Here is a 20,994-nt window from a genome sequence, read left to right as displayed (position 1 = left end):
GGTTTCCGGGAACCGTGTCCATGACCACAATCGCCAAAGTACTTGCGACCGACAGCGAAGTTCGCTTGAACACGCGCAAGGAGCCCTTCAATCTGCTGCGCTGGTTTTCACTGGTCAGCATGCTGGTGATCGGCACGGTGGCGGTGGCGCTGGGGGCGGTATCCACGCGCTTCGTGATTACCGAAAGCGTGCAACGCGATGCGCTATTGACCTCACAATTCATTCAGGCGATTGCCTCGGCCGAGGTGCACCATGTGTCGATTCCCAACGTCAGGACCATGGGCGAGTTGCTCGACCCACGAAAAGACATGGACTTTCCTGACGTCGACCCACTGTCCCGTGTCAGTGCCCGTGGTGAATTCCTCGACCATATCGCAAACTTGCCGGACGTGATTCTGGTCAACATCTACGCCCCCGACCGCATGGTGATCTGGTCGACCAACCCGGCCTTGATGGGCATTACGATCCATGGCAATGAAGACCTCGACCGGGCATTCAACTCGAAAATTTCCGTGTCGACCGCTTACCACGGTGTGGATAGATCCCGCATGGAGCAGAAGTTCCTGGAACCACCCAAATACGCCTTCATCGAAAACTACATTCCCTTGTTCGACGCCGATGGCAGCACCGTCACGGCGATGGTCGAGATCTACAAGGAACCCCAGGACCTGATCAACCGCATGGAGCGCGGCCTGGTGCTGATCTGGCTGGCAACCGCCCTGGGCGGCGGTCTCATTTACCTGGGGCTGTACTGGATCGTGCGGCGGGCGGCGATCCTGCTGGCGACGCAGCAGAAGCAATTGATCACCAACGAAACCTTTGTGGCTCTGGGGGAGGTGTCCTCGGCGGTCGCCCACAGTCTGCGCAATCCGTTGGCGAACATCCGTTCAAGCGCCGAGCTGGCGATAGAGTTCGACAGCGGTCCGGCACACGGGAACATCAACGACATCATTGGTCAGGTCGATCGCATGTCGAAATGGGTACGGGAGTTGCTCCAGTCCCTGCGACCGCTCAATGACGAGGCCGAACCTGTGAACCTGGTGGCGGCCCTGCATGACAGCCTGATGGCTTACGAGCATCAGATCAACAAGGCCAAGGTCAACGTGGTGTTCGAGCCGGACCAGACGCCCATGGTGCTGAGCCAGCACGTACAACTGACCCAGCTCCTCAGCAGCCTGCTGTCCAATGCGGTGGAAGCCATGGACGGCGGCGGCACCCTGACCATCCAGATCGAACCGCGCGATGCCCAGCACGTCAGTGTGAGGGTGAGCGATACCGGCAAAGGCATGAGCGAAGAAGAGCGCACTATGGCCTTCCGGCCGTTCTTCACCACCAAACAGGGCGGGCTGGGAGTCGGGCTGGTGCTGGTCGAGCGGATCATGGAGCGATTTGGCGGTGCGGTGACCCTCGACAGCAGTGAAGGCGAGGGCACCACTGTGCGCCTGTCCTTTGTTCTGGCCCCCTGAAAACGGGGATGATCTACCCCCAATAACGGGTATTAATCCCCGGTCATTTGCCCGGTCGTTGCACATTGATTTTGATAAATCACTGTTTTGTCGAGTGTTAGTACGTTTTTATAAAAAAACACATGATTGGCGAGGTCCTTGCAAAACCACCATAACCCCCCTTCACCACATCGAGGCGGCTGGTGATGGAAAAAAAAGAGATGCATTCACCACGCTCGCGAGCCCTGGGCATGCACCTGGTGCTGATGCTGGTGACCGGTTTGCTGGCCAGCCAGTTGCTGGTCGCCAGCCAGCCGACGTCGACGCCTGCACCTGCTCCGGCATCCACTGCCGAACCCGCTGTCGTTGAAGCCGTCACCCCGTGGGGTGCCGACTATTTCCCCAACACCCTGCTGACCGACCAGGACGGACAGCAGCTGCGTTTTTTCGATGACTTGATCAAAGACAAGGTGGTGGTGATCAACTTCATCTTCACCTCGTGCAGTGACTCCTGCCCCCTGGAAACCGCGCGCATGCGCCAGGTGCAGAAACTGCTGGGGGATCGGGTCGGCAAGGACATCTTCTTCTACTCCATCAGCATCGACCCCTTGAGTGATACCCCCGAGGTGCTCAAGGCCTATGCGCAACGCTTCCAGGTCGGGCCCGGGTGGAAATTCCTCACCGGGGAATTCGCCGACGTCACTGACCTGCGCAAAAAACTGGGGCTGTTCATCGAAGGCGTCGATAACGGGCGCAACAAGGACCACAACCTGAGCCTGATCGTCGGCAACCAGGCAACGGGCCGCTGGATGAAAGCCTCGCCGTTCGAAAACCCGTGGATTCTGGCCGACCAACTGGCCAATACCCTGCATAACTGGAAACAGCCCAGTGTGGAGGAAAGCTACGTCGAGGCCCCCGAAATCCGTCCGCCGAGCAATGGCGAAGAGCTGTTTCGCACCCGCTGCGCGTCTTGCCACAGCCTCGGTCCGCTGGACGGGCAGGGCATCGGCCTGCGCAGCATCGGCCCGGACCTGATCGGCGTGACCTATCAGCGCGATCAGGCCTGGCTCATCCGCTGGATCCGCGAACCTGACCGCATGCTCGCGGAAAAGGACCCGATCGCGATGGAACTGTTCGAGCGCTACAACAGGATCTCGATGCCCAACTTGCGGCTGGATGCGCGTTCCGCCCAGTCCCTCATCGATTTCCTGAAAGAAGAAACCGACCGTCAACATCCGCCAGCGGCGCCATTGGCCAGTGGTAACGAAGAGCCTGAACAACATCATTCGGTCGCGCACCCCGAGACACCCCGGGTGCAATAGTGTCAAAAAAATTACGCGGGCCAGTCGGTGGCAATCAATGCCACCTACACTGATCCTGAAAGCGGCTGAACAGGCTCGATTTCAAGCACCCAGGACACAGCCATGCAGATACTCGAACAACAAAAAGTAGCTGCGCCGCAGGCTCCCGTTGCACAACGCAAGGGTTGGCGGCCGCAGTTCAATTTGCTGCGCTGGTTCTCCCTGGCAAGCTTTCTGATCATCGCTGTGGTGGCGCTGGGGCTGGGTTACATCTCCACGCGCTTTGTTGTCGATGAAAGTATCGAGCGCGATTCGATGCTGACCGCGCAGTTCATCCAGTCCATTGGCGAGGCCGAAATCCGGCATGCCGGCATTGCCCCGGGGCGAACCATGGGTGAAATGCTCGACCCGCGCATGGACGATGCCTACCCCGACGTCAACCCCGTATCCCGGGCCGCCGCGCGCGTTGAGTTTCTTGACCATGTGAAGCATCTGCCGGACATCCTGCTGGCGACGGTGTACTCCCTGGACCGCACCGTGGTCTGGTCGACCAACCCCGAGTTGATCGGCGTGCGTATCGAAGGCGACTTTGAGCTGGACGAATCCTTCGAAATGAAATCGCCGGTGTCCACCAGTTACCACGAAATCGATGAGGAGCGTCCCGAGCAGCGCTTGCTGCGCGAACCGGAGTACCTGTTCGTCGAGAACTACATTCCGATGTTCAACGCCGACAGAAGCAAAGTGATTGCCATGGTGGAAATCTACAAGGAGCCGGTGGATCTGGTGGCGCGCATCCAGCGTGGCTTCAAGGCAATCTGGCTGGCCACGCTGATCGGCGGGGCAGCCATTTATCTGGGGCTGTTCTGGATCGTGCGACGCGCGGCGACGCTGTTGCAGAGCCAGCAGAAACAACTGATCGCCAACGAGACCTTTGTCGCCCTTGGCGAGATGTCCTCGGCGGTCGCCCACAGCTTGCGCAACCCGCTGGCCAATATCCGTTCCAGCGCCGAACTGGCCCAGGACATCGCCAGCCAGACCGCACAGAAAAACATCGGCGACATCATCAGTCAGGTCGACCGCATGTCGCGTTGGGTCCGTGAATTGCTGGTGTCGTTGCGGCCGATGAATGACGACTGTGAAACGGTCGACCTGGTGCTGGCCCTCGAAGACACCCTGAGTGCCTTTGAGTCCCTGATCAAGCGTTCGGACGTTGAAGTGCGTTTCTCCCCTGTCAGCGTGCCACCGGTCGTCAGCCAGCAGGTGCTGCTCACGCAAATACTCAATAGCCTGTTTGCTAATGCACTGGAAGCCATGCCCAAGGGTGGCGTGCTGACGATCGAGATCGACTCCTCGGTGTCCGGCGACGTGAGAATGACATTGACCGACACCGGCAAGGGCATGTCCAAACAACAGCAGCAAATGGTCTTCAAGCCGTTTTTTACCACCAAACAAGGTGGGTTGGGTGTGGGCCTGGCCCTGGTCAAACGAATAATGGAGCGTTTTGACGGCTCGGTCGAACTGACCAGCCGGGAGCAGGAAGGAACCCGTGTTTGTCTCAATTTCAAAGTGGCAACGGGAGGGGTATATGGAGCACAGCATTCTGCTGGTCGAGGATGACGAAATCCTCGCCGAGAATATTCAGACTTACCTGGAGCGCAAGGACTTCGAGGTGACCGTCTGCCACTCGGCTGAAGATGCACTGGAGCAATTGGGTTCATTCGCGCCTGACGTGGTACTGACCGACAACTCGTTGCCGGGCATGAGTGGTCACGACCTGATCCAGAAGCTGCGCATCAGCGCGCCGGATCTGAAAGTGATCATGATGACCGGCTACGGCAATGTCGAAGACGCCGTGGTGGCGATGAAAGAGGGCGCCTTTCACTACGTCACCAAACCGGTGGCCCTGCCAGAGCTCAAGTTGCTGCTGGACAAGGCCCTGGCCACCGACCGCATGGAGCGTACGCTGTCGTTTTACCAGGAGCGCGAGGCCCAGAAGTCGGGAGTGCAGGCACTGATTGGCGAGTCGGCACCGATGGCGTACCTCAAGGGCACCATCACCCAGTTGCTCGACGCCGAACGGCGCATGGCCAACAGCGACCTGCCGCCGGTGCTGGTGGAAGGCGAGACGGGCACCGGCAAGGAACTGGTGGCCCGGGCTTTGCACTTCGATGGCCCGCGCGCCAAAGGCCCATTCATTGAATTCAACTGTGCTTCGATCCCGTCCAATCTGGTGGAGTCGGAACTGTTCGGCCACGAGAAGGGCGCCTTCACCGACGCCAAGGATCGTCGCATGGGGCTGGTGGAAGCGGCCGATGGCGGCACGCTGTTCCTCGATGAAATCGGTGAGATGGACCTGCTGCTGCAAGCCAAGCTTCTGAAACTACTGGAAGACCGGACCATTCGCCGGGTCGGTTCAGTGAAGGAGCGCAAGGTCGACCTGCGGGTGATCAGCGCCACCAACTGCAATCTCGAACAGATGGTCCAGCAAGGCAAATTCCGTCGTGACCTGTTCTTCCGCCTGCGCATCATTTCCATCAAGGTGCCGCGACTGTATACCCGTGGCGCCGATATCCTGCTGCTGGCCCGGCACTTCCTGGGGCTACATGGCAAACGCTACGGCAAGCCGAACCTGCATTTCAGCAACCAGGCCGAAGAATTGCTGCTCAGCTACAGCTGGCCGGGCAACGTGCGTGAATTGCGCAACATGCTGGAGCAAACCGTGTTGCTGGCGCAAAGCGACACTATCGCCGCCCATCAGTTGAACGTCTGCCTGAGCCTGATGGATGAGCCACCGATGTTTCATCACGAGCCGTCACACTTCAGCGAACCGCGTCCGTCCTTCAGCGGCAGCGACTCCATGAACCTGCCGGAAGTGGAGCGCGACATGGTGCGCAAGATGCTCGACAAGACCGACTGGAACGTCACCAAGTCGGCACGCCTGCTGGGTCTGAGCCGTGACATGTTGCGCTACCGGATCGAAAAACTCGGCCTCGCCCGTCCGGACAAGCGCCAGTGGTAAGGCTCACTGCAACACCGGGCCCTGCCTCAGACAGGACAGCATGCAGCTGGGGTTCTCGACTTCCTGGTTCACGTACACACCACGCTCCGGATCGTAGGAGCGGATAAACACCCGAACCGTGGCGTCGGCCACTGTCGGCAGGCGCGAATCGGAAAACACGTGCTCACTTGAAACCGGAATGAATTCCCCGGGCGCGGTCGGGATGTACGAACCCGGCGGCACAATGTTCATCGACGGTGGTACGGGGTGCGCGAAGGGTTGGTCGGCGCCGTAATAGTTGAATTCGCTGCTGTAGTTGGTGGTGGGCATGTCGTCCGCGTGGACGACAGCGGTTGCGCCCAGGCAGACGGCGAGCAAAAGCGTCAGGTCGGTCTTTTTCATGGCAACACCTGCTAAATCGGTTTAACCACACGTCCCCCAAGGTCTTTAACTATAGCTGGCGCCGTGGACAGCCGTCGGTGCCGCGCGGATTACAAGTTCGCAACACCTGCCAGGATGGGGTTGATCTAGACTTTGCCGGTCAAATCGACGACCCGGACCCTGGAGCGTGCAATGGAACTGCCGACAAAAGAACAAGTCATCGCCAGTAACCGCGAGGCCTGGAATGACTCCGCCCGTCACCACAAGGACTCCAGCGAATGGCAAGCCTTGTTGAAGGGCGTGGAACACGCGGATTTTTCCTGCCTGGACGACACCCTGACCGCTTTGCTGACCCAGACAGGTATCGACGGCAAGGACGTGGTGCAACTAGGCTGCAACAACGGTCGTGAAAGCCTGTCGCTGTTCGCCATGGGCGCGCGCAGCGTGGTGGGCGTCGACCAGTCTGAAGCCTTTCTCGGGCAGGCACGGGAACTGGCGTCCCGATCGCCCCACGCGCCGCAATTCATCGAAGCGGACATTCACCACTTGCCGGCCGGACTGCAGGAGCGCTTTGACCTGGCGCTGATCACCATCGGGGTCTTGAACTGGATGCCGGACATCGGCGAATTCTTCCGCCATGTGGCGCGCACGCTGAAGCCGGGTGGGGCGCTGGTGGTGTACGAAACCCATCCGTTCCTGGAAATGTTCGACCCCGAGGCAGCCGATCCTTTTCGCCCGGCCAGCTCATACTTCCGCCGCGAACCGTTCGTGCAGCACGAACCGATCGTCTACGAAGGCAGGATCGAACAGCCGGCCGCGCCGTCCTACTGGTTCGCCCACACCCTGGGCGACCTCTTCAGCGCCGCCATTGCGGCAGGGCTGCAGATCCGTCACTTCAGGGAATACCCACACTCCAACCGCGAAGAGCTCTATGACCGCTATCAGCAGCAGGCAGCGCAGTTGCCGTTGTGTTTTACGTGGGTGGTGGTGAAACCAGCCACATGACGCGGAAAATCAGTTATAGATTTGAGTGATTGACGGTGTGTCCTGGTTGCGCGCAGAGATCTATGCCCAGGGCATGAATGACCTTCAGGACCGTATCGAAACGAGGTTTTGCTCCCGGCGCGAAGGCCTTGTAGAGGCTTTCGCGACCCATTCCAGAGTCTTTGGCTATCTGTGTCATGCCACGGGCTTTCACCACATAGCCGATAGCGCGCAGAAACTCCTCATTGTCACCGTCTGCCAGTACCTGAGAGAGATACTCGCTAATGGCTTCATCACTGTCGAGCAGCGCCGTCATGTCGAAAGTCGTCAAAGTCTGGCTCATGGTTAAACCTCCTTTGCCATTTTTTTTGCGCGTTTGATATCGGCGGTTTGAGATGACTTGTCACCTCCGGCCAGCAGGACAATGACGGCACCGCCTCGCATCGTAAAGTAAACCCGGTATCCGGCACCTACGTCCACGCGCATTTCAGAAACGCCATCACCGACAGGCTTGTTGTCGCCAAGATTACCCGCAGATGCGCGGTCAATGCGACGAGCGATAGCTAGCCTGGCTCGCAAGTCGCGAACCGAGGCGTGCCATGCTGCGAAAGTAGCGGTTTGCTGGACAAGATAATTCATTGCTCGAATGTATCCAAATGGATACGGATGAGCAGTCAGACATTTCCGCGATCAGAGGGTTTTTTCCGAGGAAGATGTAGGCAACCCCATCGCGAGCAGGCTCTCTCCAACAAGTGCGGGGTGAGCTATTCCAAAACGGCCTGCGCACGGCGAGGTGCGGCGTCTCCCGCAGCGGTATAGGCCACCCGCGGCACACCCGGCAAACGCTGTTCCAGCAACGCGCTCAATGACTCTCCCGGTTCCAGGTAGGCATCGCCGAAGTCGGCGCCGAGCTGGTTCGGGTGGGCGACGATTTCCAGCAATCCATCGGGTGGCGGCTCGGCGTTGCGCAGATCCACCGGGGTGCACACGTAGTCGGCGGTGGCACCGGCCAGATTGCTCAGGCGACGATTGAGCAGGTCCTTGAACACACGCTTGGGCAGGCTGAGGTTTTGCCCCAGATTGCGCGCCAGACGCACCGGCACCCCCTGGCGGGCGGCGAAGCGCGCGACGATCTCGCCGATCGGCCAGATATTGTGCACGTGTTGATGGGAGTCCAGGTGGGTGGGGCGCAGGCCGTTGTCCAGGCAGCGCTGCCACTGGGCTTCGAGTTCTTCCAGTACGGCGTTGCGATCCCGGCGCCCGAGCCAGAGGTGGGTGCGGGGCAGGTTGAGGTCGAACACGCCGGCCCCGTCGCAAAACGTCGGGCGCTGCGCAATGCTCTGGCTCAACGGACGGCCGTAGGTCAGGTTGAAGTGCAGGCCGATTCGGCCTTCGAGCAATGGATGCCGGGCCAGGACGCAGGCCGCTTCGAACGCCGGCATGTTGGCCATGGCGGTGGCGGAGCTGATGAGCCCGGCCTGGAACGCGCCAAGGATCACCGCGTTTTCGCAGGCACTGAGGCCGAAATCGTCAGCGTTGACTATCACTTGCCGAGGCATGTGCACCCTCCTTGAGTTTTTCCGTAGGCGCAGGCGTGTGGACCGCGGGTGTTGCGACTGCGGCCGCCGCGCGTCGGGTGCGCCATTGCTGCAATCGGGGTTTGAAGCGTTGCCAGACCCGCAAGGCCAACCCCAGCACCAGACCGCCTGGACGCCAGGAGTAAAAACTCCAGCGCCAGTGTTCCAGTTGCCCGGTCATGCGTTCGTGCAGTTGATGGCTGGAGTTTTCCAGGCTGACCCGCGACGCATCGATCCAGCACCAGTTGTCTTCCAGGCCCCAGCGAATCCACTCTTCGAGCAGCACCCGGCCGCTGCCCAGGTCGGCATATTGCGGCAGGAACGCCAGATTGTAGTCGTACAGTCGACCCTGTTCCAGCAAGCCAAGGCGATAGCTGATGCAGCGCCCCTCCAGCTCCAGCACCACCACGCGCACCAGGCCTCGGGCCGCCAGGGCGGTGAAGGCGCGGTCCATCCACTGGCGATGGCGCGCATCGGAAAAGATCCCGACGCCTTCATCGCCTTTCCAGCTCACCGCTTCGACCTCACTGATTTCCTGCAACAGCGGCCCCATGGTCAGGGCGTCGGGAGTAATCCGCCGCACCTGGGCACCGCACGCGGCGATGCGTTTGCGTGCGCGGCGCAGTTTGTAGCGCGGGTCGCCGGAGACCTCCTGATGGTCGGCCTCGCTGATCAGGTGCACCGGTACTCGACAGCTCAGGCGATGTTCGGCGGTCGAACTCAGCGCCTGCCACGGTGCCAGAGCCTGTACCTGGGCCGTGGAACCGGCCAGTTCGTTGAGTTGCAGCACGGCATGGGGCAGGCGTTGACGGATCAGCGTCAGCGCCTTGCGTAAATTGTCATCGTCCAGCCTCGTCAGCAGTGCGAGGCGGTCGGCGAGGGGATAGCCCAAATGATGCAGGACCCGAAACGGCAAACGCGCAAAGCGCTCCATGGACGCCACCAGCGGCAGGCACAGCGCCAGTTCGTCACCCTGCCAGCCGAGCAGCACGTGCAACTGCTCGCCGGGCTTGAGTGCCAGTTCCGAGGCGTATAGCCAGGCCAGGGTGTTGAACGGCGTGTGGTCCGTTACGCGCTGGCGCAACGCTTCGTAAGCCTCTACCGGAAAGTCGTGGGTGCACAGCGAAGTGCGCCATTCGAATCGTGCAGACATAAGATCAGCTCGCCTCGGCTGGAACAGGAGAGGGTGCCGGTTTGCGCAAGGCATCCAGGCGTGAACCGCTGTAGCGGGTTTCGCGAAAGAAGCGCCAGCCGAACAGGTGGTAGATGTTCATGATCCGTCCCTGCTCGCGATACCCCATGCGGATGTGCAGCTTGAGCGCGGGAATGTTGTGGGACTCGCAGATATCCACCACTTTGTTGCAGCCCTGATCAGCCATGGCTTTCCACAGGTTCAGCTGGAAATCGACCGACAGCGTGGTGCCCCGGTAGGCAGGAATCTGCTCGAGAGCGAACTCGAAGAACTCGCCTGGCTTCACCGGAAACATGCAGCCGTAGTAATGACGGTCGAGATAATCGCGTGTGCTGCCCCAGATAAAGGCCACGGTATCGCCGTTTTCATCCAGGTACATGTGCCCGGTGTACCCTTCGGACGCCAACTCGGCCATGGTGCCCACGCGATCACCGAAGTGCCTGGCGAACGCTACGGCGTTTTGTGGGGTGATGGTTTCCAGTCGCAGCGGTGAATAGGGCCGAAGCTTGTGTGGCGGTACCGGGCTCACCAGGTCGCGTTCCATCCACAACAGTTCTTCGTGGAAAAACACGTAGTGTTTCCACAACTTGCCGACGGTGGCGCGCAGGCCTTTTTGCTTGATGTGATCGCTGAGCTTTTTCAGAGCATTCATGTTTTTGACTCCCGACGGTGTTGGCCGTGAGTGGCGTGACTCAATGCGCGACGAATCGTCCACGCGGTAAAAAATCAATGGCGTTCATGAGGTGCTCCAGCTGAGGGAAAACAGGGTTTCTCCTGGTAAATCGAAGCTGATGCGACCCTCCAGGCATTTGAAGGATGCGTCGCGACTGCGGTTGTCGGCGCCGAAATAGCGCAATGATCCATGGGGCAATGGACATTGCGCGCCAGCCAGGCTCACACGCTGCAAGCGTGAGCCTTTATTGACGCCCAGCAGGTTGCGTTGGTGCCCGGCAGACATGGCCAGCACGTCAACCTCGAAGGCGTCGTTCTCCAGGCGCATGACATCGCGTAGCCAATGCTGGCGGATAAATTGCTGCGCCAGGCCCACGGGCTTGAGCTCGAATTCATCCTTGCCGAGCACGCGCAACATACCCTTGGGATATTCAGGTTCATCGGAGGCCTGGAACCAGCCGAGCATGTCGAGCAAGCCGTCCTGGGAAGCATTGATGATGACCGAGGCCCACCATAACGAGGCGTAGTGGGTTTCCTGATCGTAAGGGCTGAGGCTGGCCCCGCTGGACATGTTTGTCTGGTCCAGCAACAAGGCTTTGCGCGGTCGTCCCTGGGCGTCGAACCCCACCAGCTCTGCCGCTTTGCGTACGCTATCGCGGTAGACACGGGTCGCCAGCAGGTCGCGGACCATCCATTCGTGCCAGGCCAGCGCATCGATCTTGTCGCCGGACTCGGCCAGCAGGCGTCGGGCCCAGTCGATGCCGCGCTTGTCGGCGGCATTGTCGACGAACGGGCCATTGACGAACCGGGAGCTGGCCGGCATGGCGATGCGTACGCCGGCTTTGGCGTTGTCCGGGTTGCTGCGCACTTGCCAGGCCATGCTGTTGAAGATGCGCTTGTAGCTGGCGTAGTCCGGGTAGTTGAGGTTCGGTTCGTCGGCAAAACCGATGTAGTGTGTGCCCTTGCCGCCGAGTGCGCGTGTGGCGGCGAGCCAGGCGTCGAGGCCGGCGTTGCTGGTGGTGTCGGCGCGCAGGTAGGCAAGGCGCTGTCTGCCGACCAGCAGGGTGATGTCCTGGGTGATGCCCAAGCGATCCTGATACAGCCGGCGGAACACGTCTTCGTAATGCGGCCGCGTCGCCATGATGTCGACCAGGCTGTAATAGGTTCCGGCCTGTGGTTGCAGGGCATCGAGCACGGCGAAACCGGAATCCGGCAGTTGCGCATAGGGCAGGGCGATACCCAGGTTCGGGGTCTTGCCGAGCACGTCGTTGTGCAGCGTCAGCCGTGTCTGGCCTTCGTCTTCGCGCAAGGGCTTGAGCTGTTGCGGGTTCTGGGCGAACAGGTTGGCCGTGCCATCGAGCCAGAATGCGACCTTGCCACTACCGCGCAGGTGCAGGCGCCAGACTTGATCGGTAGTTGCAACGGGCAACTCGACTTTGTCGAACTGCCAATAGACGGGGTACGGCTTTAGAGAAAGTGAAAGTTGTTGGCCGTCACTCACGCGTTGCGCTTGCAACGCGCCGACGCCGCCGTGGAATTTACCGGCCAGCACCGCGTGCTCACCGGCCGCGACCTTGAAATACAACTCGTCACCGTCCCGGGGCTCGGCGCTGAAATGCACCTTGGCCGGGGCGAACAGTGCGACGGTGCGGTCGTCGTGCTCAACCGTATAACGGCGGAAGCTGTAGCCAGGAATTTCCAGTCGATAACTGGCGGCGTCCGGCGCCAGGTTCCAGCGTTGACTACCGCGGGGCTCATTGGCGGCAATCAGTCGTTCGCTCTGGAGTTTGCCCTGGCCGTCGAGCAAGTAGAGGTGTTCTTCGTTGGCTTCAGCCTGCCACACCGGGGTCCAGAGCACGGTCAGGGTGTCGGGGCGGTCCGTTTGCAGGTACAGGCTGCCGTCGCGGATATCGGCCCAACGCATGGGCGCAGCTTCGGCGCTCAGCCCGAGTCCAAGACTCACCAGCAATAACAGGTGTTTCATGCCGATTTCCGTTGCAGCATCAGCAGCATCGGCGCGATGTCGCCGGGCAGGACGATGAGCGTTTGCCAGACCGGCACGTGGCTCAACCGGCAATACACCACCAACAGCGCCAGGGTCACGGCCAGGTACGCGATAGAGGACGCCGCTGCTGCGCCGACGATGCCGTAGGTCGGGATCAGCAGCACATTGAGCGCCAGGTTGAGCAGGGCGCTGAGGCCCATCAACAACGAAATCGTGCCGGGCCGGTTTTTGCCCAGCAGGTCCAGGCGCAGAATGCTCGCATAGCACAGGCCCAACAGGCCTGGCAGCAGCGCCAGCAACGCCGGGTATGCAGGCTGGTAGGCCTCGCCAAACAGCGTCACGATCAACCATTCACCCACCACAGCCATGCTCAGGCAAGCGCCGATCATCACCGTAGCGGTCAAGCGCAAGGCCAGTGGCGTGACTTTTTCGATGCCTTCTTCCTGTTGCAGCAGGCGCTTCATCAGCGGCGTGGTCACTGCTTCCGGAACGATCAGCAGCAACTCGGCGGCGGCGCTGGCCATGGCGTAGTGACCCAGTGCCGTGGTGCCGAGCAGGGCGCCGATGATCAGGAAGTCGGAGCGCAGGATCATTTGCTGGAACAGCAGGTCCGGATGGCTGCGGGCGCTGTAGCGCAGCAATTCGTTTTGACTGGCGCGGTCCCATTGCAGGCTCAACGGATGCTCACGCTTGAGCCAGACCCAACCGGCCAGCACCACCAGGCTGATCCCCGTCAGCCAACTGATCAACGCCGCTTCCAGGGCCGCGCTTTTCCACATCCAGAACAGGGCAAGGAACATCAGCAGCGGCGCCAGCGACTCGATCAGGCGCAAGGCATTGAAGGCGACCACGCCGCCCGAGGCGTTGTGCAGGGTCAGCAAACCGCTTTTGAGCACGGTCAGCGGCACCGCCAGCAGCAACAGCCAGGCGAGCAGGCCCAATTGCGTAGTGATCTCCAGTTCACTGCCGAACTCGCGGGTCAGCGCCACCACCGCCAAGGTCAGCAACGCCGCCAGCAGACAACCGAACAGCAGCACCTGGCTGAGCAGCAAGCCCATCGGTCGTTGCTTGGCCGCCTGATAGCCTACCGCTGAATTCAAGCCGCCGCTGGTGGCCGCGCTGATCAGGTCGGGCAGGGCGCTGAGCAAGGCAAACAACCCCCGTTCGCTGGGGCCGAGAATTCGCGCCAGCAACACGTTGCGCAGCAAGCGCAGGGCGATCATCGCCAGTTTGGTGCCCATGCTCAGGGCCAGGTGCTTGAGGTAGTTGTTGCCGCTCATGGGCGTGCACCACGGTAGATGCGCCAGGACAGCAACCCGGGATTGCGTGCGGTACGCTGGCTGACGCCGAAGCGTGGCAGGGCCAGTGGATCTTCGGCCCCTCGATAAATGCCGGTGCCGGTACCCAGGGCAAACGGGAAGTCATGCCTGGCCACCTGTTGGCGCACCCGCGCATCGTTGTCGCCATTGGGGTAGCAGTAAACCGGCAATGGCTGGTTGCAGCCGTGGAGCAGCGCCTGGCGACTGCGGCTCAGCTCTTCATCCAGGCGTTGATCGTCGAGACCGGTGAGGATGGCATGGCTGGCACCGTGGGGGCCGAAGCGTACCAGGCCGGATGCTTCCAGGTGGCGCACTTGCTGCCAGTCCAGCGCCTGGGGCAACGACTCGTGCGGGCAGTCGTCGGTCAGGCGATTGAGGTCCAGCGGCGACAGGGTTTTCAGGCTCTGCAAAAAGTTCAGCAACGCCAGGCTGCGGCGTTGCCGATCCGGGTCATCGCACCGTGTCGGCAACGGGCGCCCCAGGTGCTGCAAGCGTTCGATCAGTTTCTGCCGTGCCTGTTCGCCATGGCTGTTCCACAGGGTTTCGCCGATGCTTTCCCACCAGAACCGCTGGCGGCTGCCAATGAAGTCGGTGGACAGAAAGATGCTCGCCGGCACCTGGTGTTTTTGCAGCAGCGGGAAGGCATTCAGCGCGTTGTCGCGCCAGCCGTCGTCGAAGGTCAGCGCCACTTTCGGTCGCTCCGAGCGCGCACCCGGTTGCAGAATGTCCATCAGTGGCACGCAGTCGAAGTGTTTTTTCAACCACACCAGCAAATGTTCAAACGCTATTGGCCCGACGCACAGTTCATTGCGGTGGGGCAGTTCGGCGGCCTGGTCGCTGGCCAGCACCCGGTGCAACATCAGGATCACACCGGCGCCGTGCAGTTGCTTGCGCCCCACCGGGGAGTTGAGGTACAGCCAGCCACTGGTGCGTTTCAACAGTTGTTTGATCGCCACGGCACGCACCTCTCATCGATTTTGCTCGGGGTTCCATTGGGCGTAACGCTGACCGCGCAGGAACTGCCACAGGCCGATGCTCATCCCGGCAAGGGTCACCAGGAGGAACGCGGCCAGGCGAAAGGGTTTGGGCAAGCGGTGTTGCGAATCCAGCAGGCCGGCAATGGCCATCGTGTAACCGAGCAGTTGTGCGATCAGGCTCAGGCGATAAAAGCCGTGATCCTCCCACAGCCAGAAATTGCTCAGCAGCAATGGCAACAACAGGATCGGCGCCAGCCGGCGGATCAGCTTGTGGCTGATCAAGGCAATCGCATACAGGCCGTGGGTCAGCGGATTCAGCAACTCCCGGCGCTGGGCCAGGCTTTGCAGGCCACCCACCGTGACCCGCTGACGGCGACGGAATTGCTTGTCGGCTTCGTCCACACCCTGGTCGATTACCCGGGCCTGGGGCACGTAGACAATCCGCTTGAACGCGACCGGCGCGCAGGTGCTGATAAAAAAATCGTCGTTGACCTCCGCCGGAACGTTCTGGAACAACTCGCGGCGTAAGGCGAGCAATGCGCCGTCGGCGGAGACCATGCAGCCGGTGCGATTTTCCACGTAGCGCAGCCAGCCTTCATAGTGCCGATACAGGCTGTCGCCAACGCTCAACCCCTTTCCTGTCACCGGGATCACCATGTGCCCGGCGCAGCCACCGACCTGCGGGTCGTTGAGCGGCGCGAGCAAATGGCCGAGGGTGTCGGTCGACCACTGGTTGTCGGCGTCGGTGAACACCAGGATCGCGCCGCTGCTGATCGCGACCCCGGCATTGAGCGTCGCCGCCTTGCCCTGGCGGGGCAGATCGAGCACGGTGATGCGCGGGTCCTCGACCCGGTGCGCGCAGGCCACTGTGTCATCGGTCGAGCCGTCGCTGGCGAGGATGATTTGCAGCGAGCGGGCCTGATAATCCTGGGCCAGCACGGTGCGCAGTTTTTCTTCGATATGCCGCGCTTCGTTGTGCGCGGCAATCACGATGCTCACGTCCATCGGTTGTGCCGGTCCTTGGCGCGGTGCCGGGTAAAACGGTGCCAGCAACGTCAATAACAGGGGATAACCGAGGTAGGCGTAAACCGGTAGCAACAGACACAACCAGAAAATGAATTCAGCCACGGGCGGGCCTCCTGGCATTCCAATGACAAAGGCTGAGGATGAACCCGGCCCCCGCCAGGTGCAGGCGCACCCAGTGCAGGCCCCAGAGTTGCAGGGTCAGGAGCGTGTCGCGGTGCCTGGCACTCTGACGCAGGCTCAGTGCCAGGGCGGGCAGGACGGTCAGCAGCAGCATCAGCAGCGAATGATGGGGGAACCCGTCGAACAGGGCGGAAATGGCCATGAAATCGATCAACCAGGCGGCAATCGACAGCAGCGGAAAACGCAGCAAGCGCAGGCTCGGGCCATGGGTGCGCAGCAGTTGCAGATGACTGCCCTGGCGCCATAATTCCTTGCCCATCCATTCCCGCCAACTGCCTTCGTAGCCCCAATGCAGCGCCACGCTTTGGTTGACTGCGAGCAGTTTCGCGCCCGCGTCGACCAGGCGCATGGTCAGTTCCTTGTCCTCGCCGGTGCGCAGTTGTTCATTGAAACCACCGACCTTGTCGAACCAGCGACGGCGCATCAGCAGGTTGCAAGTGGGCAGCCATTGCACGACATGCAGCGGCTGCGTATCGGGACGCAAGGTGCGACGCTGCCAGGCGTCGGCGTACCACGGCGCTTCGGCCGGGGTGTGCAGGTCAAGGCCGATGACATCGGCCTGGCCGCCGGACTCGAGGTCGAACAACAGCTTGAGCCAGTTCTCGGGCATCTCGACGTCAGCATCGATAAAGGCCAGCCATTCGCCGCTGGTGATCGCCGCTCCGCGATTGCGCAATGCACCGATGAGCAGGCCGGGCAGGACCAGCACCTGGGCGCCGAACTGTCGGGCAATGTCCGGGCCCTGGTCATCGGAGCCGTTGTCGACCACGATCAACTCGCATTCGACGTTGGCCGCCTCGGCGGCATGTCGTGCCGCTTGCAGGGTCCGGGCGATGTGCCGGGCCTCGTTGTACATCGGGATGATGATGCTGATGCGGTTCATGCCCTGACCTCCGTCGGCGGGGGTTCTTCGGCTTTAGTGCGCAGCACGCAGGTCATCGCGAGCATGATCCACAGGTACTTGTGATTCGGTGCGCTGAGGAACATCAGGAACAACGTCAACGACAGAAAGCTCATACTCAGGTGGGTCATCAGATCAGCCTGATGCCCAGTTCCTCGCAATAGCCAGGCGCGGCGGGCGCGGATCAGGTTGTACAAACCCAGGGCGAGCATGCCGACGAACATCAGGCCGGCGGGAATCCCCAGTTCACTGAAGATCTCCAGGTAGGTGTTGTGGGCGCGACGGTACAGGTCATCGGTCTTGCCGGTCATGGCAAAGGTCTTGGCATAACCGGTGGTAGCGTAGTGCAGCGGGAACGTGCCGGGGCCGGTGCCAAGCAAGGGGTTCTCGGCGATCATGGCGCTGCCGACCACAATGTAGGAGGCACGACGGCCCAGTGACGGGTCCTGACTCTTGGCCCCGGAGCTGAGGATGCTCAGCGACTGGATGCGTTCCACGTAACCGGCCGGCATCGCATAGAGCCCCAGCGAAATCACAATCGCCAGGCCGAACATGGCAAAGCCCAGGTGGCGTGGACGAATATGTGGCAACTGCGCGCGGTAGTGCCACGCGCCGATCAACAGGCTGAGGAGCAACACCACCAGTCCCGAACGGGATTCGGTCTTGGTCATGCCGCCCAGCAGCAAGAGGGTACAGCCCCCCCAGAACAACCGGTGCAACCGGTTCGGGCTGCGGACCACCAGCAACAGCGCCATGGGTACGGCGAAGGCGATCATCAGGGCAAAGTCGTTCGGGTCATTGAGCATCCCGGACGCACGGCCGTCGTCCTGGTATTTGGCAGAGAACATCGCCATGGCGCAGGTCGCCGCGACACTGATGGCAACCAGTTTGGCGAACATGTCGAGGTTCAACTCACGCCCGACCAGCAGGGTGATGACAAACAGAATCAGGCCGACGCTCAATTCGCGCAGGTGGCCCAGGGAGACGCCCATGTCGTCGGTGTTCAACAGGCTCAGCAGGTACAGCACCATGAACCCGACCAGGAAACGCCAGATATTGCTGCGCAGGCGCTCGCTCGGCAGTTGGTGAGTCGCCAGTTGCAGCATCAGGATCAGCGCCAGCGAAGCCCCGAGGAATTTGGAGCCCGACAGTGAGCTGTCCTTGAACAGACCTTCGAAAGGCAGGATGGCGACAATGCCCAACAGGCCCCAGGCCGGCTTGCGGTACAGCACCGCGACACCCACCAGGCCCAGTACCGCTCCCGGCGCCAGATACGGATAAGGGCTGGCCAGCAAACCGAGGCAGACCAGGCCGAGCAAACTGACGATCGAGAGCGGAACAATCACGGGTGTGCCTCTCGTGCAGTCCGGATGTAAAGCTGCGACCAGCGTTCGGCCAGGACCTTGAGGTCGTAGCGATCCCGTTGCGTACGTTTTGCGTTGTCGATCAACTCCCCGACCAGGGCCGGGTCACCCAGCAGCGTGCCGATCTGGCGGGCGAGGGCGGTACTGTCGGTGGGCGCGGCCAGCAGGCCGTTGTGGCGGTCCTGCAAGACATCGGGAATCCCGCCGACGCCGAAGGCCACCACCGGCACTCCGGCCTGCATCGCTTCGAGCAGAATCATGGGCGTGCCTTCGGTGCGCGAGCTGATCACCAACGCATCGAGTTGCCGCCACCAGGCGCCCATGTCGGTCTGGTAGCCCGCCAGTGTGATGCGCGCCTGCAAGCCTGCCTCGTCGATCCGCGTCTGCAGGCTTTCGCGCTCCGGCCCGTCACCGAGCATCACAGCGTCCAGTTGCGGGTACTGCTGACACAACGGGATCAGCGCATCGAGAAACAGGTCAGGGCCTTTTTCGCTACTCAGGCGCCCGACGTAACCAGCCAGCCAGCGTTGACGCTCGCCACTGTGCGGCAGCAAGTCGTGGGCCGCCGGCAGGCCATTGGGGATCACCTGCAGTTTGTCCGTGCGCACATTGGCCTGACGGTGCAGCGCGGCAATGCTTTCGGCGACACACACCACCCGGTTCACCGAGGCCGTGCGGCACAGTTGCAGGCTCAGCCAGGTGTAGAACTTCTGCTTGCGACTGCGCGGGGTGAAGCCGTGCTGGGTGATCACCAGTGGCAGGCGCAACAGCGTAGCGCCGATCCAGCCGAACAACAGACCCTTGAAGTTGTGCGTATTGATCAGTGGCCGCTGGTTCCGTCGCTGGCGCAAATGCCCCAGCAACGCGACCAGGCCTGCACAGCCGAGGCAATCGACACCGGCCTCGCGAAATCGCGCGATCAGTTCTGGCGGCGCATCGAGAAACAGCACCTGGTGCTGCCCCGGTGTCGCCAGGCAATGATCCAGCAGCATCCGCTCGGCCCCATAGAAGCCGCCGCTGCCGAGCAAATGAATGATCGGCAGGTCGTGGGTGGTGCCGAGCGGCGCGTTCAATTGCGCACCCAATGTACGAGAGCCGGTACGCTCCAGCTCTTGTGCGGATTGTTTGGCAGGGTGCTTTGATCATTGATCACCAGCAGCACCGGCAAGCCCAGTTCATGGGTGATTTGCGCAGGGTGCTTGAAGCGGTGGTCGAAGAACTCACGCACATAGACCAGGGCAATCGCCAGCAGTAAACCGGTGAACACTCCGAACGGAATGATCAGCATCGGCTTGGGGAACGCCGCTTCGGTCGGTTCGAACGGCGGGCTGAGTACCCGTGCGTTGGACAGGTCGTTGTCCAGTGCGCGCGCGGTGCTGCTTTCGGCGAAGCGCTGGGCATAGGTGGCGAACGCTTTGTGCAGCGCGTTGATTTCGGTGTCCATCTGCCGCAGCTTGCTCCGGGTTTCCTGCAACTGGTGGATACGATTCTTGAACTCGGCAATGCGCGCGGTTTTCTGCTCGATGACCGAGCTGATCGTCGCCAGGTCGCTGGTGCGCTCCTGAATCCGGTTGCTGACAATCTTCAGGAATTGCCCACGGGCCCGGATGATTTGCTCGCGGGTCATTTGCATCGGCTCACTGCCGGGCTGAAAGACCGCCAGGTCGTCCATATAGCGGCTGACCAGGGTCGTCAGTTGCTCACCCAGTTGCTTGATCTCGCGGTCTTCGAAAGCGACGCTGTCGACCGTGGTGGTGAAGGTGTAGGGGAAGGTGTAGTCGGTGAATCTGGCGTTGTTGGCGGTCGCCAGGCTGGTTTTCAGGTAATCGAGCCAGCGCTGGCTTTGCAGCAGTCGGTCCTGATACAGGTTGAGCGCCTGCTCCTCGGTGTTGATCGCGTTGAGGCGGAACGTGATTTCTTCCTTGGGGTCGGACGAACCGATGCTTTCGAGCAAGGCCAGGCGATTGGCTTCCAGGCCATCGAGACGCACCTGGTACTGCAACTTCTTGGTTTCGTAGAAGCTCTGCGGCAAGTCGATCGATTGCATTTCCTGGCGGCTGACCAGGTAGTTCTGCAGCAGGGCGGTGACGAACCGGGTGCCCTGGGCCGGGTCAGGGAAGCGGTAGACGATCGAGATCACGTTGGAGCCCGGCAAGGTTTCCACCTTCAGGGCAGAGGACGCTTGCTGCGTGAGGGCATCGAGCACGGTGTCGCGTACCGGATCGGTCTGCAGTCCGAGCAGGTTGCGAACCGGGTTGGTCACGTGTTCGCGAACGGGATTGGTGACAAACCGTTTGAACGGCTGCACCAGCAGTTTGTTGAAGGCGCTCACGGGTAGCGTGTACTCACCCTTTTCGCGCAACTCGCTGATGGTCTGGCGGATCAAGGCCGGCGAACGCAGGATGTTGCTCTCGGTCTCCATGTCCGCCAGCGACGGTGGAATGAAGGAAGCGTTTTCCTGATTGAGGGTGCTGGTGGCATCCCCCTGGGAGATTTTCTTGGACTGCACGATCACCTGGGCGGTGATATCGAAACTCTGCTTGAGCAACAGCGGCAAGACCACGGCGATCACGGCAAAGACCAGGAAAACTCGCTTCACCAGCTGCTTGTTGGCGAAGAAGATCCTGAAGAACTCATGCAGGTAGTTTTCCTTTGGATTCATTGGCCACCTG

General features: G+C 61.2%; 19 protein-coding genes. 5 read left to right on the top strand and 14 right to left on the bottom strand.

Annotated features, from left to right (window positions below; translation table 11 throughout):
• Positions 1-20 precede the first annotated feature (20 nt).
• The 4 genes from AC1RDQ_RS01340 (at position 21) to AC1RDQ_RS01325 (ending at position 5,765) form a co-directional block, all read left to right on the top strand.
• Complete coding sequence (locus tag AC1RDQ_RS01340; RefSeq protein WP_090456418.1) at positions 21-1,466, top strand: sensor histidine kinase; 1,446 nt, start codon at positions 21-23, stop codon at positions 1,464-1,466.
• A gap of 200 nt (positions 1,467-1,666) precedes the next feature.
• A complete protein-coding gene (locus AC1RDQ_RS01335) occupies positions 1,667-2,767 on the top strand; it encodes an SCO family protein (protein WP_411566945.1) in 1,101 nt (366 codons plus the stop codon).
• A gap of 102 nt (positions 2,768-2,869) precedes the next feature.
• Positions 2,870-4,363: a sensor histidine kinase gene (locus tag AC1RDQ_RS01330; RefSeq protein ID WP_150815247.1), complete on the top strand. Its 1,494-nt coding sequence runs from the start codon at positions 2,870-2,872 to the stop codon at positions 4,361-4,363.
• Positions 4,332-5,765: a sigma-54-dependent transcriptional regulator gene (locus AC1RDQ_RS01325; RefSeq protein WP_090456413.1), complete on the top strand. Its 1,434-nt coding sequence runs from the start codon at positions 4,332-4,334 to the stop codon at positions 5,763-5,765. Before AC1RDQ_RS01330 ends, AC1RDQ_RS01325 begins: the two co-directional genes overlap by 32 nt.
• A 3-nt stretch (positions 5,766-5,768) precedes the next feature.
• On the opposite strand, the gene AC1RDQ_RS01320 is transcribed toward AC1RDQ_RS01325, so the two are convergent.
• Positions 5,769-6,146: a hypothetical protein gene (locus AC1RDQ_RS01320; RefSeq protein WP_154947890.1), complete on the bottom strand. Its 378-nt coding sequence runs from the start codon at positions 6,144-6,146 to the stop codon at positions 5,769-5,771.
• Positions 6,147-6,317: 171 nt separating this feature from the next.
• Here AC1RDQ_RS01320 and AC1RDQ_RS01315 point away from each other — a divergent pair, with 171 nt between their 5' ends.
• Positions 6,318-7,130, top strand: coding sequence for a class I SAM-dependent methyltransferase (locus tag AC1RDQ_RS01315; RefSeq protein WP_407516524.1), 813 nt, complete (start codon positions 6,318-6,320; stop codon positions 7,128-7,130).
• Positions 7,131-7,143: 13 nt separating this feature from the next.
• Here AC1RDQ_RS01315 and AC1RDQ_RS01310 read toward each other — a convergent pair whose 3' ends face one another.
• The 13 genes from AC1RDQ_RS01310 to AC1RDQ_RS01250 all read right to left on the bottom strand — a co-directional run bounded on the left by AC1RDQ_RS01310 (position 7,144) and on the right by AC1RDQ_RS01250 (position 20,984).
• Positions 7,144-7,452, bottom strand: a complete 309-nt coding sequence (locus AC1RDQ_RS01310; RefSeq protein ID WP_492585996.1) for an addiction module antidote protein — start codon at positions 7,450-7,452, stop codon at positions 7,144-7,146.
• Between the two features lie 2 nt (positions 7,453-7,454).
• On the bottom strand, positions 7,455-7,748 hold the full coding sequence (locus AC1RDQ_RS01305) for a type II toxin-antitoxin system RelE/ParE family toxin (RefSeq protein WP_057397259.1): 294 nt from the start codon (positions 7,746-7,748) through the stop codon (positions 7,455-7,457).
• Positions 7,749-7,873: 125 nt separating this feature from the next.
• Entirely contained in the window at positions 7,874-8,668 is a 795-nt protein-coding gene (locus tag AC1RDQ_RS01300) for a ChbG/HpnK family deacetylase (protein ID WP_218496388.1), read from the bottom strand.
• Positions 8,640-9,839, bottom strand: coding sequence for a GNAT family N-acetyltransferase (locus tag AC1RDQ_RS01295; RefSeq protein ID WP_340313827.1), 1,200 nt, complete (start codon positions 9,837-9,839; stop codon positions 8,640-8,642). The genes AC1RDQ_RS01300 and AC1RDQ_RS01295 overlap by 29 nt, the downstream gene beginning before the upstream one ends.
• 4 nt (positions 9,840-9,843) lie before the next feature.
• Positions 9,844-10,530 (bottom strand): N-acetyltransferase, encoded by a 687-nt coding sequence (locus tag AC1RDQ_RS01290; protein ID WP_340313825.1) that lies wholly within the window; start codon positions 10,528-10,530, stop codon positions 9,844-9,846.
• An 84-nt stretch (positions 10,531-10,614) separates the two neighbouring features.
• Positions 10,615-12,534, bottom strand: a complete 1,920-nt coding sequence (locus AC1RDQ_RS01285; RefSeq protein WP_492585994.1) for a hypothetical protein — start codon at positions 12,532-12,534, stop codon at positions 10,615-10,617.
• Positions 12,531-13,835: a lipopolysaccharide biosynthesis protein gene (locus tag AC1RDQ_RS01280; protein ID WP_090456403.1), complete on the bottom strand. Its 1,305-nt coding sequence runs from the start codon at positions 13,833-13,835 to the stop codon at positions 12,531-12,533. The genes AC1RDQ_RS01285 and AC1RDQ_RS01280 overlap by 4 nt, the downstream gene beginning before the upstream one ends.
• Positions 13,832-14,830 (bottom strand): polysaccharide deacetylase family protein, encoded by a 999-nt coding sequence (locus tag AC1RDQ_RS01275; protein ID WP_407516530.1) that lies wholly within the window; start codon positions 14,828-14,830, stop codon positions 13,832-13,834. Before AC1RDQ_RS01275 ends, AC1RDQ_RS01280 begins: the two co-directional genes overlap by 4 nt.
• Positions 14,831-14,842: 12 nt before the next feature.
• Entirely contained in the window at positions 14,843-15,979 is a 1,137-nt protein-coding gene (locus AC1RDQ_RS01270; RefSeq protein WP_090456401.1) for a glycosyltransferase, read from the bottom strand.
• Positions 15,972-16,940, bottom strand: a complete 969-nt coding sequence (locus AC1RDQ_RS01265; RefSeq protein WP_090456399.1) for a glycosyltransferase family 2 protein — start codon at positions 16,938-16,940, stop codon at positions 15,972-15,974. Before AC1RDQ_RS01265 ends, AC1RDQ_RS01270 begins: the two co-directional genes overlap by 8 nt.
• Entirely contained in the window at positions 16,937-18,304 is a 1,368-nt protein-coding gene (locus AC1RDQ_RS01260) for an O-antigen ligase family protein (RefSeq protein ID WP_492585992.1), read from the bottom strand. The genes AC1RDQ_RS01265 and AC1RDQ_RS01260 overlap by 4 nt, the downstream gene beginning before the upstream one ends.
• Positions 18,301-19,395, bottom strand: a complete 1,095-nt coding sequence (locus tag AC1RDQ_RS01255) for a glycosyltransferase family 4 protein (RefSeq protein ID WP_492585990.1) — start codon at positions 19,393-19,395, stop codon at positions 18,301-18,303. The genes AC1RDQ_RS01260 and AC1RDQ_RS01255 overlap by 4 nt, the downstream gene beginning before the upstream one ends.
• Positions 19,392-20,984, bottom strand: a complete 1,593-nt coding sequence (locus AC1RDQ_RS01250; RefSeq protein ID WP_349736949.1) for a GumC family protein — start codon at positions 20,982-20,984, stop codon at positions 19,392-19,394. Before AC1RDQ_RS01250 ends, AC1RDQ_RS01255 begins: the two co-directional genes overlap by 4 nt.
• Between the last annotated feature and the right edge of the window lie 10 nt (positions 20,985-20,994).

This window comes from Pseudomonas sp. GW823-FHT02E01 (assembly GCF_058797535.1).
Note: the sequence above shows the minus strand (reverse complement) of the source record. Positions and strands in the feature narration are given on the sequence as shown.

What these genes read in the sequence shown, in the direction of transcription:
- AC1RDQ_RS01340 (WP_090456418.1), top strand. Translation starts at nt 21, where the DNA reads ATGACCACAATCGCCAAAGTACTTGCGACCGACAGCGAAGTTCGCTTG.
- AC1RDQ_RS01335 (WP_411566945.1), top strand. Translation starts at nt 1,667, where the DNA reads ATGCATTCACCACGCTCGCGAGCCCTGGGCATGCACCTGGTGCTGATG.
- AC1RDQ_RS01330 (WP_150815247.1), top strand. Translation starts at nt 2,870, where the DNA reads ATGCAGATACTCGAACAACAAAAAGTAGCTGCGCCGCAGGCTCCCGTT.
- AC1RDQ_RS01325 (WP_090456413.1), top strand. Translation starts at nt 4,332, where the DNA reads ATGGAGCACAGCATTCTGCTGGTCGAGGATGACGAAATCCTCGCCGAG.
- AC1RDQ_RS01320 (WP_154947890.1), bottom strand. Translation starts at nt 6,146, where the DNA reads ATGAAAAAGACCGACCTGACGCTTTTGCTCGCCGTCTGCCTGGGCGCA.
- AC1RDQ_RS01315 (WP_407516524.1), top strand. Translation starts at nt 6,318, where the DNA reads ATGGAACTGCCGACAAAAGAACAAGTCATCGCCAGTAACCGCGAGGCC.
- AC1RDQ_RS01310 (WP_492585996.1), bottom strand. Translation starts at nt 7,452, where the DNA reads ATGAGCCAGACTTTGACGACTTTCGACATGACGGCGCTGCTCGACAGT.
- AC1RDQ_RS01305 (WP_057397259.1), bottom strand. Translation starts at nt 7,748, where the DNA reads ATGAATTATCTTGTCCAGCAAACCGCTACTTTCGCAGCATGGCACGCC.
- AC1RDQ_RS01300 (WP_218496388.1), bottom strand. Translation starts at nt 8,668, where the DNA reads ATGCCTCGGCAAGTGATAGTCAACGCTGACGATTTCGGCCTCAGTGCC.
- AC1RDQ_RS01295 (WP_340313827.1), bottom strand. Translation starts at nt 9,839, where the DNA reads ATGTCTGCACGATTCGAATGGCGCACTTCGCTGTGCACCCACGACTTT.
- AC1RDQ_RS01290 (WP_340313825.1), bottom strand. Translation starts at nt 10,530, where the DNA reads ATGAATGCTCTGAAAAAGCTCAGCGATCACATCAAGCAAAAAGGCCTG.
- AC1RDQ_RS01285 (WP_492585994.1), bottom strand. Translation starts at nt 12,534, where the DNA reads ATGAAACACCTGTTATTGCTGGTGAGTCTTGGACTCGGGCTGAGCGCC.
- AC1RDQ_RS01280 (WP_090456403.1), bottom strand. Translation starts at nt 13,835, where the DNA reads ATGAGCGGCAACAACTACCTCAAGCACCTGGCCCTGAGCATGGGCACC.
- AC1RDQ_RS01265 (WP_090456399.1), bottom strand. Translation starts at nt 16,940, where the DNA reads ATGAACCGCATCAGCATCATCATCCCGATGTACAACGAGGCCCGGCAC.
- AC1RDQ_RS01250 (WP_349736949.1), bottom strand. Translation starts at nt 20,984, where the DNA reads ATGAATCCAAAGGAAAACTACCTGCATGAGTTCTTCAGGATCTTCTTC.